This window comes from Halostella salina (assembly GCF_003675855.1).
Classification (GTDB): domain Archaea; phylum Halobacteriota; class Halobacteria; order Halobacteriales; family Natronoarchaeaceae; genus Halostella; species Halostella salina.
On the sequence record NZ_RCIH01000001.1, the window covers coordinates 190,631 to 203,897 of the forward strand.

Consider the following 13,267-nt stretch of genomic DNA (forward strand, 5'->3'; position numbering starts at 1 on the left):
CAGCGACGCCGGCCCGGTCACAGCGACTTTCGCATGCACGTCGCCGCCGCGGGACAGAGGTCGTCGAATTCGGCGGTTCCCCGGAGCGCCGTCGGTGCGGCATCGCGTTCGACGACCTCGTACCCGCGGGCCGCGAAGAACGCCGCGGCGGTCGTCGTGAGCAAGTATAGCGTCCCGACGCCGTCGGCGCTGGCCTCTGCCTCCAGCGCCTCGCACAGCGCCGCGCCGTACCCCTCCCCACGGGCCGACCGATCGACCACGACCGAGCGGAGCAGGCCCGCGTCACCGTCTCGTTCGACGCCGCCGACGCCGACCCGCTCGTCGCCGTCCGATGCGACGTAGAAACAGTCCGGCTTCTCCCGCACGTCAGCCGTCGGCAGATCGTTCGCTGCCAGCAGCGTCTCGACGTAGTCGAGCGCGTCGTCGGCCGGACGGAGGGTGAGCAGCGCGTCGCTCATGGGCCCACCTGACGCGGGCGAGCGGCTAATAGCTTCCCCGGCGGTCGTCCTGCCGCCTGGTGAAGCTATTTCGGTCGCGCCGTCCAACGGCCACGTATGACGTACTCCCACGTCAACTACGAGGACGTCGACGAGGTATCGGACGGGCTAACCTTCCTGCGCGACCCGCTGGACTGCGAGAACCTCGGCGTGTCCGTGCTGGAGTGCGATCCGGGCTGGGAGGGGATGGCTCACGACCACGGCGACGAGGGCCACGAGGAGGTGTACCTCCTCGTCGACGGCTCGGCGACGGTGACCGTCGACGGCGAGGACGTGGCGATGGAGGCCGGCGACGCGATCCGCGTTCCGCCGGGTGCCGAGCGCCAGATCAGCAACGGCGACGCGGAGAGCACGTTCGTCCTGGCCGGCGCGCCGTAGCCGCGCGCGCCGTCCTGTCGTCTGTCACCGACGAACGCGGCGGATCAGCCGCCGTCGACAACATGAATGCGTCCGATCTTCTGCCCGTTGCGGGTTATCGCTAGCTCCTTCGGCGCTGCGAGCCCACCGACCGAGAACCGGACTTCCTCCGTCTCGCCCGCGGGGACGGTGACCGTCCTGTCCGCGAGCTTGTAGCCGACGTGTCGCAGACGGAACACCACCCGTTCGGCACTGTCGCCGGTGTTCGTGACGGTTATGGTCGCCTCGATCTCCGTTTCGGCCGGCACGTCGGCCGCGCTCACCGACACGTCGAGGTTCGGGGCCGTCCTGTGCCCCGAGAAGGCCGCCTCCTTCGTCGGCGGGGTCCCCTCCCAGGGGCTGTCGCCGCCGAGGTGGCCGACGCCGTCGCTGGTCGGGAGCCCGGAGGGGCACGACGACCCGGGCGCGGCGTCGGTGTACCCGTCGAACAGGTTGCCACAGATCGCCCGCTGGTCCGACGGTAGCGGGTTGCTGTCGCGGCCGGGCCGTGCCGACGCCCGGAGCAGGTCGACCGCGTCGCTTCTGTTGCCGGTGAACACGTTCCCGTAGATGGCGTGGCCCGTCCCCATCTGACGTTCCGTCTCAGTCTGGGGTTCCGCCAGATACGTTCCGGGGTCGCTCAGGAACGCCACCGGGCCGATCCCGACGGCCGTGCCTTTCGCGTTCCGGATCACGTTCCATCGAACGGTACAGTCACGCCCGCCGAGAGAGACCGACCGCGAGTAAAAGCTATCGTCCGACTGCACCCCGCCGGCGTCGGTACAGTACTCGACCGTGATGTTTCTCGTCCCCTCCTTGCAGTCGACGAGTTCGGCGTGTGGGTGTCCCTCGGAGTTGTCGATGTGGTGGACCCGGACGTTGCGGGTGTGGTCGTAGTCCTCGAAGTTGCCGCGCCGCGCCAGGTTGTCGGCGGCCGTCCCGAGATACACGACCTCGCCGTAGTGGCCGTCACGCTCGCTGAACAGCCAGTACGCGCCCGCCGGACCGATGACTTTGAAGCCGCCGATCTCCGAGTTCTTGATGCGCTTGCTGTTGATGAGTGCGCCCCCGGCGTGACCGATCCGGTGTGGCGAAACGACCAGCCCCTCGATGTAGCCGACCTCCGCGGCGGACGAATTGAGGAAGATGAGATGCGTCGGAGCGTACGACTCCGCTTGCTCCGGTTCGTCGGGGTTGTACAGGCCGCTAAACGTCAACCCCGTGATGTGGACGTAGCTCGCGTCCACGCCCAGCGCCTCCCACTCGTTGTCCCGTGGCGGTTTCAGGACGGCGTCGGGCGGTCCCGTGAGGGTGAGGGGTGCGTCCGGCTCCCCGCCGTCCTGTATTCTGACGTACTCGTAGTACTCGCCGGGGTGGACGTACACCGTCTCGCCGGGGCCGGCCCGGTCGAGGGCAGTCTGGATCGATGCCAGCGGTTTCGCTTCGGTCCCGGGGTTCGCGTCGTCCCCGTCCAGCGATACGTGTAACACGGCGGATCGGTCGTCGTCGGTCCGCTCCGAGTCGGCCGCCGAAGTCGGTGTCTGTGCCGTCCCCGTCGTTCCCGACGTCGTCGTGTCGGCGGTCGTCCCGGTCGGCGACGCCCCCTGACAGCCGCCGAGCGTGCCGGCGACCGCTGTCGCGAGCAGTTGACGGCGGGAGACACGTTGGTTCATAGGGCTACCGTCTCTCGATTAGCGCCTGCCGGTAATTATCCTACTGTGCGGGAACTGTGCACGCCGCGCACACCGAAGCAGTCCGCGCCGCCCGTCAGAACTCCGTCACGACCTCGACGCCGACCGCGTCGAACTCGCTCATCGCGGCGAGGCGGTCGGAGACGTCGCCCAGCGCGACGGTGTCGGTGACGAGCGCCTCCGGATCGACCCGGCCGTTCGCCAGCAGGCGGAACAGCTCCTCGTAGCGCGTCGGCGGCATCCCGCGAGATCCCTCGACGGTCAGGTCGCGCTGGACGATGTCGTCGACGGGGAGCGGGATCTCGCCGCGGTCGTCGTCGCCGGTGAGGCCGACCTGCACGTGGACCCCGCCGCGGGCGAGCGAGTCGAGCGCCGTCCGACAGGTCTCGGCGGTCCCGAGCGCGTCGACGGAGACGTCGGCCCCGCCGACCAGTTCCCGGACGCGGCCCGGCACGTCGTCGACCGCGTCGGCGTTTATCGTCTCGACCGCGCCCACGTCTTCGGCCAGTTCCAGTGGTGCGTCGCGTACGTCGACGGCGACCGGCGTGCCGCCGAGTGCCGCCGCCACCTGCACGGCCGAGAGCCCGACGCCGCCGCAGCCGACCACGACGACGCGGTCGCCGCCGTCCACGCCCGCCACCGCGTCCAGTCCCTCGAACGCCGTGACGAACCGGCAGCCGAGGCTGGCGGCCGCGGTCGCGGACACGTCGTCCGGGAGCGGGACGGCGTTCACGTCCGCGTTCGGGACGTGGAACGCCTCGGCGAACGCGCCCGGCGCGGCGGGGCCGAAGCCGAGCGCCGTGGCTCCCTCGCAGTAGTTGGTTTTCCCGCGGCGACACGCCGGGCAGGTGCCGTCCGCGAGGTTGAACGGGACGACGACGCGGTCGCCCGGTTCGACCGACTCGACTTCCTCGCCGACTTCGCGGACGACGCCGGCCGGCTCGTGGCCGAGCACCTGCCCGGTCGGGACGCGGTCGTCGACCCAGTCGCCGTGGCCCTGCCAGGCGTGCCAGTCGCTCCGGCAGATCCCGCAGGCCTCCGTCTCGACGACGACGCCGTCCGGGTCGGCCGTCGGCTCGGGCAGGTTGCGCTCCGCGAGCGGTTCGCCGTACGATTCGAGGACGAGCGCGCGCATGGCGGGGAATGGTCCGCCCGCGGGATTAGTGGTTGGGATGGCGGCGAACGGGGCGGCGAGCGCCGACGCGCCGCGCGGACCCGACAGCCGTGCGATACGTTAAGGCTGGCCCCGTCGATGACGCGGTATGGCAACGGCACAGGGGGACGACGCCGAGACGGTGCTCGCGGACCTCGAACTGACGCGGAGCCTCACCATCCAGATGGCCGCGCTCTCGACGCTCGGGTTCGTCGTCGGCGCGGCCGTGCTCGGCGTCGTCTATCAGGCGGCCACGGGCCATCCGGCGGCGTTTCGGTTCGCGCCGGCCGGCGTCGGCTGGTGGACCGACGCGCTGAACCTGCTGGTGATCGCATTTCTGGCGACGGCGTTTGTCGTGCCCCACGAACTGCTGCACGGGCTCGCGATCCGCCACTACGGCGGCGAGGCGCGGTACGGCGTCGGCGTCGCGCACTTCATCCTCCCGTACGCCTACGCGACGACTGACCACGAGTTCACCCGCGACCAGTTCGTCGTCGTCCTCCTGACGCCGCTGGTCGTGCTGACGGCGGTCGGGCTGCCGGCGATGCTCGCCTTCGAATGGGGGTGGCTGATCGTCCCGCTCGCGGCCAACGCGGCCGGGGCGGTGGCGGACCTCTGGATGACGCTGACGCTGGTCGGCTACCCGTCACACGTCCGCCTGCAGGACCATCCCGACGGGGTCCGGATCCTCGGCCGGCCCGGCGACCGGCCGGGGACGCTGTCCGTGACGGCGCTGGTCTGGGACGCGCTCGCGGGGGCCGCCGTCGCCGCGCTCGGCGTACTGGTCCTGCTGGCGGTCGCCGGGCCGTTCGTGCTTTCGGCGCTCGGCGTCGAGTCGCTCACCGTCGGCACGCCCGGGACGATCACGTACCTGTTCTCGTTCGTGAACACGCCGACCGAAATATCGCTCGGCGTCGGTCCCGGCGTTCTGGTGGTCGGGGCCGTCGTGGGGCTGACGTACGCGTTCGCTCGGAGCTACCGGCGGAGCGCCGCGGCGGGCGAGCCACGCGCCGACGCGGACCCCGGCCGCTGACACCGGTCGCCCCGCCGGGCGGTTCATCACCCGGTGTCGGGGGGTTCCTCGATCTCAAGACCTTTGACCGCGAGCGGCCGATCCGGGATCGTGTCGTGGAGCCGTCCGCCGAACCCGTTCCGGCTGGCGCTGCTGTGGGTCGGGACCCTGCTCGCGCGCGCCGGCCTGCTCGACCGCCGGAGAGCGGAGCGGACGACCGACCTGGCGTGGCCCCGGATCGTCACGGGCGTCGCCCGAATGTCCAAGTCCGCGGCGGACGTGGCGATGGTCGGCGTCGCGCTCGGCCCGGCGGCGATCGCCGGCGTCGGCTTCGCCACGCCGTTCTGGGGGATCGCGTTCGCGCTCGGGGCCGGCGTCGCCGGCGCGACCATCGGCCTCGTCTCGCAGCGGTACGGGGCCGACGCCGACGACCTGACGCTTGCCGTCACGACGAGCGCGCTGGTCGTCCTCGCGTTCACGCTGCCGGTCGCGGCGCTGTATCTCGCGGTCCCGCGGGAACTGATCGCGCTGCTCGGCGGCGACCCCGGGACGGTCGCGTACGGCGCTGACTACCTCGCGGTCGTCGCCGTCGCCGTCCCCGTCGCCGGGCTGAACCTGATCGCGAGTCGCACGCTCGTCGGGGCCGACGACGCGTGGACGCCGATGGTGCTCCGGACGGTCGGGGCCGCGGTCAACGTCGCCATCAACGCCGTGCTCATCTTCGGGCTCGACATGGGCGTCGTCGGGGCGGCGGCCGGCACCGTCGCCGCCAACGTGCTCGTCCTCTCGGCGTTTGCCGTCGGCTTCGCGGGCTGGCGGCTCCCCGTCGTCGGGGAGTTCCCCGTCACGCTGTCGCTCGCCGGCCCGCTCGTCACGCTCGCGGAGGTCCGCGACGTGGTGTCGATCGGCGTCCCGCTCGTGTTCACCAACCTCGCGCGCCGCGCCGCCCAGTTCCCGATGCTCGCCATCGTCGCGCTGTTCGGGTCGGACGTGGTCGCTGCGTTCGTCATCGCCCGGCGCGTCCGCGACCTGCTCGACACGCCCGGCTGGGGGTTCTCGCTGGCCTCCAGCAGCCTCGTCGGGCAGGAACTCGGCGTCGGCGACGAGGGCGACGCCGAGACGTACGCCCGCGAGGTGCTCCGGTTCGGCGTCGCCGTCTACGTCCTCGGGGCCGCCGCGGTGTTGCTGCTCGCCGAGCAGGTCGGCCGGCTGTTCGTCGACGACCCCTCGATCCTCCCGCTCGTGACGGCGTTCATCGTCGTCGCCTGCGTCAGCGTCGTGTTCCGCGGCGTGAGCGGCGGCGCGACCGGACCGCTCCGCGCCAGCGGCGACACGCGCTGGCCGTTCTACGGGCAGGCGCTCGGCCTCTACGCGTTCTCGCTACCCGTCGCCTATCTCGGCGCGGTGTCGGTGCCGGTCCCCGGGATCGGCACGCTGCCGGCGCTCGGTATCGGGGCGCTGTACGTCGCGCTGGTGCTGGAGACGCTCGTCCCCGCCGTCGTCACCTACTACCGGTTCGCCGGCGGCCGCTGGAAGGCGATCAGCCGGTCGTACCGACCCGAACCGTCGGCGGGGGATTAGGGGCGGTCGCCCGTCCGACCTTCCCCGTTCGTCGGACTTTTGATGCGGCCGCCGATACGTTTCGACGTTCTATGCGAGCCGCCCCCTTCGCCTCCGTCCGGTCGCCCCCGGACCCGCGAACCGCCCCGAACGCCCCGCCGACGGTGATCCGCGGATGAGCGCAGGCGACGGTTCCGGGCCCGTCTCCCGGCTGGTCGCTGGCCTCCGCGCCCGCGTCGGGACGGTGTTCAAGACGCGCGACGAGTTCGACCTCACCGAGGGCAGCATCGCCCGGCCGCTGTTCTACCTCTCGCTTCCCATCGTCGTCACGAACCTGCTCCAGACCGCGTACAACCTCGTCGACACGATCTGGCTGGGCCGGTACAGCACGGACGCGCTGGCGGCGATCAGCGTCGCCTTCCCGGTCGTCTTCTTCCTGATCTCGCTCGGACTCGGCATCTCCATCGCCGGGAGCATCCTCGTCGCCCAGAACGTCGGCGCGGACGACGAGGCCCAGGCCGAGTTCGCCGCCTCGCAGACGGTCACGTTCGCCGTCGTCGCGTCGGTGATCCTCGGCGGCGTCGGCTACTTCGTCGTCGAGGACATCCTCCGTCTGCTCGGCACCGACGCCGGCGTGTTGCCGGGCGCGACCGCGTACCTGCAGATCATCTCGCTCGGCATGGTGTTCATGTTCGCCTTCTTCGTGTTCATGTCGCTGATGCGGGGGTACGGCGACACGATCACGCCGATGGTCGTGATGTTCGTCACCGTCGTGGTCAACATGGTGCTCGACCCCTTCCTCATCTTCGGGTGGGGACCGTTCCCCCGGCTCGGCATCGAGGGGGCGGCGTACGCGACGGTGTTCTCGCGGGCGCTGGCGACCGTCATCGGGATGGGGATCATGTTCCGGGGCAACCGCGGCGTTCAGATCCGCCTCGGCCAGATGAAACCCGACCTCGGCTACCTCCGCAAGCTCCTGCGAGTCGGCGTTCCCGCCTCCGTCGAGGGGACCGGCAACGCCATCGCGGTGAACCTGATGCTCGTCATCGTCAACACGTTCCCCACCGTCGTCGTCGCCGCCTACGGCGTCGGCGTGCGGATGTTCTCGGTGATCTTCCTGCCCGCCATCGCCGTCGGCCGGGGCGTCGAGACGATGGCCGGGCAGAACATCGGTGCCGGCGAGGAGGACCGCGCGGCGACGGCCTCCCACTTCGCCGCCCGCGCGATGTTTTTCGTCCTCGCCGGGGCCGGCGTGCTCGTCTGGCTCGGCGCGGGGAACATCGTCGCGGTGTTCTCCGACGACCCGCAGGTCGTCGAGGTCGGGCGGCTGTTCCTGCGCTACGTCGCGCCGACCTTCGGCTTCACCGGCATCTTCCACGCCTACAAGGGGGCGTTCCGCGGTGCCGGGCAGACGCTCACGGCGGCGGCTGTCTCGATCGCCATGCTCGGCGGGATCCGCCTCCCGGTCGCCTGGTTCGCCGCCGGTCCGTTCGGCCCCGAGGGCATCTGGCTGGCCTTCGCGGTGTCGAACGTCTGCGGCGCGGTCATGGGGTACGCGTGGTACCGCCGCGGCACCTGGCGCGACGGCGACCTCACCGGGGATGCGGCCGCTCCCGGCGCGGCGGACGCCGGCGACGCCGACGTGGACCCGGTCGACTGACAGCGGTTGCGCTCGGCTGACGACGCCGCTACTCCACGCCCAGAACTCGTGCGATCTCGTCCTCGTCGAGCAGGTCGACCAGCGACGCCTCCTCGCTCCGGTAGGCGTCCAGTTCCTCGTCGGTCAGTCGCTCCCGGAGTTCCGCGTCGCCCAGTCGGGCTTCGAGCGTGTCGTCGATGTCTTCGGGGTCGTAGCCGGATACTGGCATGTGGTGGTGTACTACATGCGGAAACTTAGCGTTCCGGGCGCGTTCAGTGATACGTTCCGTGCTTCAGCGACTCGTTCGCGGGATTGATTTTGTCGATTCTCGTCGCCCTTGCCTCCGTTCTCGTGGTCTGTGTCGCTCCGGCGTGGCGGGTCGGCGAGGTCGTTCGATAGGCCAGAACGGAAATGCTGGCCTGTGTCTATAGGCGGAGCAGCCGAATGCCTCCGGGATGACGAGAGAGCTTTGCTCTCTCGAACCACTTGACTTCGAGGCAGTTCACCGTACAGCAGCCCGCTTATCCGCAAGAATACGTGAATTCACCGAGTGTACTCCGCGGAATATGCCGTTCCGCTTGCGGGCGAACTACTGCACGAGCGCACCTGCAAAAAGCGCGAGAAACGGGACACTCGGTCGTCTTACAGTCGTTTGCCCCGGCCCGACCTGAACGGCCGGGACTGAGCTGAGGGGCGTTCCTTCGTCCGTTCGATCGAATACCGCAGATACGCCGTACATCTCCGTATAGACCCGTGATTTCGGGGGTTCGCCGACGACTATCGCGGATCTCGATGAAAGCCCGCGATACCCGGAAAACGCCGCGCTCAATGCTTTCAGGACGGGAATCCCTCGTCGAGCCACCAGCTGCCCAATACTACGCAAGCAGATATATCCGGGTGGTATCGTTCCTGTTGTGTTGTACATCTACGTTCCGTCTTTCGATTACTCACTTTGCTATTTTATATAAAATATGCATTATTAGGTTTCGCCCCGTCCGAATTCGGGCAGTACAGGGCAACTCGTCCGAGCGGACGGGTCGACTTCGTACGTTTCGTCTTTGCAGTCGGCTTTTCGTGCTCCATCGATGCACAACCGGCTCCGAGACACCTCCTTACCGGAGAATACGCTAGTTGTACGATTCCGGAGCATGTCCAAGAAGACGGATACTGCCCGCTCCACACTCGAAACCGGTGTATGGTGGGTGTACTGAACGGCATGGACCCGGGCTCTCAGCAACCGGCATGCCGGAATCGTACACCCCACGAACGTGTATCGGTACTCAGGGCTTCCGTCTGTTCCACCCAACTTTCGCTACGTCAGGTGTCCCCGATCGGTCACCAGTTGCAGTCGACACCATGCGTCCACCGTTCTCTCGGGACAGACAACACGACACGGAACTCGGACGCAGACTGTCGGTTTGTACTCCTCGTCGATGATGCTACTGCACCCAGTGTTATCTGCGCGCCTGCACCGGTGCAGGCGCGCTGTCGTGCCTGCGAGAACCAATGAACATCGCTCTCGAAACGCCGGACTCGTGTCCACAGTGTAATCGAACGTTCGAAACCGAACGGGGACTGCGCGTCCACCACAGTCGCGTCCACGGGGAAACCCTGCCGAATCGGGTTTGCCCGATATGTCGGACAGAATTTCATTCGAGTTACGAGAAGACGTACTGCTCGCAAGCGTGCCTTGATGAGGGAACCTCGAACAGCGGGACCGAGAATCCGAACTACCGGGGCGGGAAGTCAGTAACCGCATGCACGCTTTGTGATTCGAAGTTCGAATACTACCCCTCGCAGAAGGCGGGTCTCTACTGCCCGGACTGTGTCGAGACGGAACAGTGGCGAGTCGTCCCCGAACGCACCGGCGAACGGAATCCACAGTGGAACGGTGGAAAACGAGCCCTCGAATGTGCTGTCTGTGCGCAGTCTATCGACCGATATCCGAGCAACTTAGGCGAGGTCGCTGTCTGCGGCGAGGACTGTCGTCGTCAATGGTTGTCCGATTCGTTCACCGGTGACGGGCATCCGAACTGGAACGGCGGCGGGAACGGTGCGTACGGGACGGGTTGGAGTGCGGTACGAAGGCAGGCTCTCGAACGAGATGGGTACCGCTGTATCGTCTGTGACACGTCCGCGGACGAACTCGGCCGAAACCCCGACGTCCATCATCTCGTCCCTGTCCGAACGTTCATCGAATCCGCGGACCACACCAGAGAGGACGCGCATTTCCTCGATAACGTCGTCTCGCTGTGTATCAACTGTCACCGCAAAGCCGAGTTCGGCAAGATATCTCCGGAACGACTCCGAGCATTGCGGGACGGTGATAACTGAACAGGCGGCCTCTCGAATCGGAACCCGACACGAGACGACGCACTGTCTGGTTTAAATTCTAGTAGAATATGAATAAATTAAGGGTCCAGGTGCGAGAATTGAACCCGCGTCTCAGCCTCCACAAGGCTGAAGGATAGTCCACTACCCCAACCCGGACACATCTACGAGTAACAGACGAGGAATTAAAATACGTTACGGCTCCGAGCTGTGGGTGACAAACGTCCACGTACCGGACGGTGCGCCGCGGACGAAGAAACCTGTACCGGGTGGTTCGTTGGCCCCCGATCCTATCCGTCGGGCGGCCGATCCCACGATATGCGCGCCGCGGCCTTCACTGAACTGACCGGCCCGGACGGGGTGTCGATCGTCGAACAGCCGACGCCGGATCCGGGGCCCGGCGAGGCGGTCGTCGACGTGGAGGCGTGTTCGATCAACCGCCACGACCTCTGGATACTGGAGGGGGACTCGGCGATGGTCGACGCCGACGACCTGCCGTTCGTAAGCGGGCTCGACGTGGCCGGAACCGTGAGTGAGGTGGGTGCGGGAGTCGCGGAAGTTGAACCGGGCGACCGCGTCCTGCTCTGTCCGAACCAGACCTGCGGGCGCTGTCGGTTCTGCCGCGAGGGGCCGGAGAACCGCTGCGAATCGTTCTCGCTGTACCACGGCGGGCTGGCGGCGTCGGCACGCGTCGCGGCCGACCGCCTGATCCCGATCCCCGAGGGCGTCGACGCGACGACGGCGGCGACCCTGCCGACGGCGTACCTGACCGCCTATCACATGCTTCGGCAGGCCTCGGTCGAACCGGGCGACCTGCTGTTCGTGCCGGGCGCGACGGGCGGGGTGGGCGTCGCGAGCGTCCAGCTCGCCGACGTGCTCGGCGTCCGGACGGTCGGCACTTCGTCGTCGGCAGCGAAGCTCGACCGCGTCGCGGAGCTGGGCGCGGACCACACGGTGCTGGGAATCGATCCGGACGACCTCCGCGAATCGGTCGGTGCTGTCGGCGATCCGGACGCGGTCGTCAACCACCTCGGCGGCCCCTACACGGAACTCGGGCTCGACCTCCTCCGGCGCGGCGGGCGGATGGTCGTCTGCGGGCGCACCGCGGGCGGCCGGTCCGAGATAGACGTGCCCGACCTCTTTCTGGGCCACAAGCAGGTGATCGGCAGCACGATGGGCACACAGGCCGATCTGGAGCGGCTCGTCGACCTGGTTGCGGCGGGGGACCTCGACCCGGCCGTCGACCGGACGTATCCCCTGTCAGAGACCGGTGCAGCCTTCGCCGCGATGCAGGACCGCGAGACGGTCGGCAAGATCGTGGTCACGAACGCCCGCGAGTGACGGAACGGGGTGGGCCTGTCGCGGCATCGAGACGGTCGGTGCTTGCCCCAGACATGCCGTCCCCGGCTCATTCCGACGTTTTAGTAGGTGGAGCGAGATAGGGGGGTATGGACACACTGAACGGTCGCACTTCCGGCCCCTACCGATGGTAAACGTCGCACTCTCGGTCGGCCAACTCGTCGTTGCGCTGATCCTCGTGGTGCTGAACGGCTTTTTCGTCGCCTCGGAGTTCGCTTTTGTCAGGATCCGGGGCACGTCGGTCGAACAGCTCGCTGAAGAGGGACGGACCGGCGCGGCGACGCTACAGGAGGTGATGACGAACCTCGACGACTACCTCGCGACGACGCAGCTCGGCATCACCATCGCCTCGCTCGGGCTGGGGTGGGTCGGCGAGCCCGCCGTGGCGTCACTCATCGAGCCCGCGCTGGAACCGGTGCTCCCGCCCAACCTCATCCATCTCGTCGCCTTCGCGGTGGGCTTCAGCATCATCACGTTCCTGCACGTCGTCTTCGGCGAACTCGCGCCGAAGACGCTCGCGATCGCCCAGACCGAGCGCCTCTCGCTGTTCCTCGCCCCGCCGATGAAGTTCTTCTACTACATCCTCTATCCGGGGATCGTCGTCTTCAACGGGACGGCGAACGCGTTCACGCGCGCGCTCGGCGTCCCGCCCGCCTCCGAATCGGACGAGACGCTCGGCGAGCGGGAGCTACTTCGGGTACTCACGCGCTCCGGCGAGGAGGGCGACATCGACGTGACGGAGGTGCGGATGATAGAGCGCGTGTTCGACCTCGACGACACCGCGGTCCGAGAGGTGATGGTTCCGCGGCCGGACGTGGTGAGCGTTCGGGCCGACGCCACGCTCTCGGAACTGCAGTCGGTCGTCCTCGAGGCCGGCCACACGCGCTATCCGGTGCTCGACGCCGACGACGGCGACCAGGTGGTCGGCTTCGTCGACGTCAAGGACATCCTGCGCGCGACGACGGACGGCGGTGACGCCGAGACGGTCGACGACATCGCCCGCGAGATCCGCATCGTTCCGGAGACGATGGCGATCAGCGACCTCCTGTTGCAGTTCCGCGAGGACCGCCAGCAGATGGCCGCGGTCATCGACGAATGGGGCGCGTTCGAGGGGATCGCGACGGTCGAGGACGTCGTCGAGGCCCTCGTCGGGGACCTCCGGGACGGCTTCGACGTGGACGAGCGCGAACACTCGATACGCCAGCGCGACGACGGGGGGTACGACATCGACGGCGGCGTCTCGCTGTCGGACGTCAACGACGCTCTCGACGAGACGTTCGAAAGCGAGGAGGTCGAAACGATCGGCGGGCTGGTGCTCGGACGGCTCAACCGCGTGCCGGAGCGCGGCGACAGCGTCGAGATCGACGGTCTCGTCGTCGAGGTGACGGCCATCGACGGGAGCCGCATTTCGACGGTGCGAGTCCACGAACGGGACGGCGATGAACTCGCCGGCGACGAACTGGACGGCGACGACCCGGCGGCGGAGTGAGCGGGGCGCTCCGGCTGGTTTCACGACTCTCCCGGCGGAGTCGTTCCCGCCGGCCGACTGACGACGCTGTTCCCGGGGTGCTGGCCGTCTCCGCCGCGAACTATTGTTGGCGAACGTTAATGATGGATGCGGTGGTCGCT

Annotated in this window: 11 protein-coding genes and 1 tRNA gene; 7 read left to right on the forward strand and 5 right to left on the reverse strand. The window is 68.2% G+C overall.

Annotation, left to right across the window (positions count from 1 at the left end):
- Positions 1 to 17: 17 nt before the first annotated feature.
- Positions 18 to 458: an arsenic resistance N-acetyltransferase ArsN2 gene (gene arsN2, locus D8896_RS01065; RefSeq protein WP_121820223.1), complete on the reverse strand. Its 441-nt coding sequence runs from the start codon at positions 456 to 458 to the stop codon at positions 18 to 20.
- A 96-nt stretch (positions 459 to 554) separates the two neighbouring features.
- Between arsN2 and D8896_RS01070 the strand changes: the two genes are divergently transcribed.
- Complete coding sequence (locus D8896_RS01070; RefSeq protein ID WP_121820224.1) at positions 555 to 875, forward strand: cupin domain-containing protein; 321 nt, start codon at positions 555 to 557, stop codon at positions 873 to 875.
- A 44-nt stretch (positions 876 to 919) separates the two neighbouring features.
- Here D8896_RS01070 and D8896_RS01075 read toward each other — a convergent pair whose 3' ends face one another.
- Together D8896_RS01075 and D8896_RS01080 are read right to left on the reverse strand one after the other, a co-directional pair.
- On the reverse strand, positions 920 to 2,566 hold the full coding sequence (locus D8896_RS01075) for a DUF1565 domain-containing protein (protein ID WP_121820225.1): 1,647 nt from the start codon (positions 2,564 to 2,566) through the stop codon (positions 920 to 922).
- Positions 2,567 to 2,660: 94 nt separating this feature from the next.
- The gene (locus tag D8896_RS01080; protein WP_121820226.1) at positions 2,661 to 3,719 is read right to left on the reverse strand and encodes an alcohol dehydrogenase catalytic domain-containing protein; all 1,059 of its coding nucleotides are present in this window, start codon (positions 3,717 to 3,719) and stop codon (positions 2,661 to 2,663) included.
- 127 nt (positions 3,720 to 3,846) lie between these two features.
- Between D8896_RS01080 and D8896_RS01085 the strand changes: the two genes are divergently transcribed.
- The 3 genes from D8896_RS01085 (at position 3,847) to D8896_RS01095 (ending at position 7,969) form a co-directional block, all read left to right on the forward strand.
- The gene (locus D8896_RS01085; RefSeq protein WP_121820227.1) at positions 3,847 to 4,770 is read left to right on the forward strand and encodes a DUF3267 domain-containing protein; all 924 of its coding nucleotides are present in this window, start codon (positions 3,847 to 3,849) and stop codon (positions 4,768 to 4,770) included.
- 90 nt (positions 4,771 to 4,860) lie between these two features.
- Positions 4,861 to 6,330 (forward strand): MATE family efflux transporter, encoded by a 1,470-nt coding sequence (locus D8896_RS01090; protein ID WP_240451983.1) that lies wholly within the window; start codon positions 4,861 to 4,863, stop codon positions 6,328 to 6,330.
- Positions 6,331 to 6,484: 154 nt separating this feature from the next.
- Positions 6,485 to 7,969, forward strand: coding sequence for an MATE family efflux transporter (locus D8896_RS01095; RefSeq protein WP_121820228.1), 1,485 nt, complete (start codon positions 6,485 to 6,487; stop codon positions 7,967 to 7,969).
- Between the two features lie 28 nt (positions 7,970 to 7,997).
- Here D8896_RS01095 and D8896_RS01100 read toward each other — a convergent pair whose 3' ends face one another.
- On the reverse strand, positions 7,998 to 8,177 hold the full coding sequence (locus D8896_RS01100) for a hypothetical protein (protein WP_121820229.1): 180 nt from the start codon (positions 8,175 to 8,177) through the stop codon (positions 7,998 to 8,000).
- A 1,277-nt stretch (positions 8,178 to 9,454) separates the two neighbouring features.
- Here D8896_RS01100 and D8896_RS01105 point away from each other — a divergent pair.
- Entirely contained in the window at positions 9,455 to 10,282 is an 828-nt protein-coding gene (locus tag D8896_RS01105; RefSeq protein ID WP_121820230.1) for an HNH endonuclease, read from the forward strand.
- A gap of 83 nt (positions 10,283 to 10,365) precedes the next feature.
- Here D8896_RS01105 and D8896_RS01110 read toward each other — a convergent pair.
- Positions 10,366 to 10,438 (reverse strand) — tRNA-His (locus tag D8896_RS01110).
- Between the two features lie 159 nt (positions 10,439 to 10,597).
- Here D8896_RS01110 and D8896_RS01115 point away from each other — a divergent pair.
- Entirely contained in the window at positions 10,598 to 11,620 is a 1,023-nt protein-coding gene (locus tag D8896_RS01115; protein WP_121820231.1) for an alcohol dehydrogenase catalytic domain-containing protein, read from the forward strand.
- A gap of 145 nt (positions 11,621 to 11,765) precedes the next feature.
- Entirely contained in the window at positions 11,766 to 13,127 is a 1,362-nt protein-coding gene (locus D8896_RS01120) for a hemolysin family protein (protein ID WP_121820232.1), read from the forward strand.
- The last annotated feature ends 140 nt before the right edge of the window (positions 13,128 to 13,267 follow it).

Excerpts from the sequence above, each read along its gene's own strand:
- D8896_RS01095 (WP_121820228.1), top strand. The coding sequence starts at position 6,485 with ATGAGCGCAGGCGACGGTTCCGGGCCCGTCTCCCGGCTGGTCGCTGGC.
- D8896_RS01100 (WP_121820229.1), bottom strand. The coding sequence starts at position 8,177 with ATGCCAGTATCCGGCTACGACCCCGAAGACATCGACGACACGCTCGAA.
- arsN2 (WP_121820223.1), bottom strand. The coding sequence starts at position 458 with ATGAGCGACGCGCTGCTCACCCTCCGTCCGGCCGACGACGCGCTCGAC.
- D8896_RS01075 (WP_121820225.1), bottom strand. The coding sequence starts at position 2,566 with ATGAACCAACGTGTCTCCCGCCGTCAACTGCTCGCGACAGCGGTCGCC.
- D8896_RS01120 (WP_121820232.1), top strand. The coding sequence starts at position 11,766 with ATGGTAAACGTCGCACTCTCGGTCGGCCAACTCGTCGTTGCGCTGATC.
- D8896_RS01105 (WP_121820230.1), top strand. The coding sequence starts at position 9,455 with ATGAACATCGCTCTCGAAACGCCGGACTCGTGTCCACAGTGTAATCGA.
- D8896_RS01080 (WP_121820226.1), bottom strand. The coding sequence starts at position 3,719 with ATGCGCGCGCTCGTCCTCGAATCGTACGGCGAACCGCTCGCGGAGCGC.
- D8896_RS01115 (WP_121820231.1), top strand. The coding sequence starts at position 10,598 with ATGCGCGCCGCGGCCTTCACTGAACTGACCGGCCCGGACGGGGTGTCG.
- D8896_RS01070 (WP_121820224.1), top strand. The coding sequence starts at position 555 with ATGACGTACTCCCACGTCAACTACGAGGACGTCGACGAGGTATCGGAC.
- D8896_RS01085 (WP_121820227.1), top strand. The coding sequence starts at position 3,847 with ATGGCAACGGCACAGGGGGACGACGCCGAGACGGTGCTCGCGGACCTC.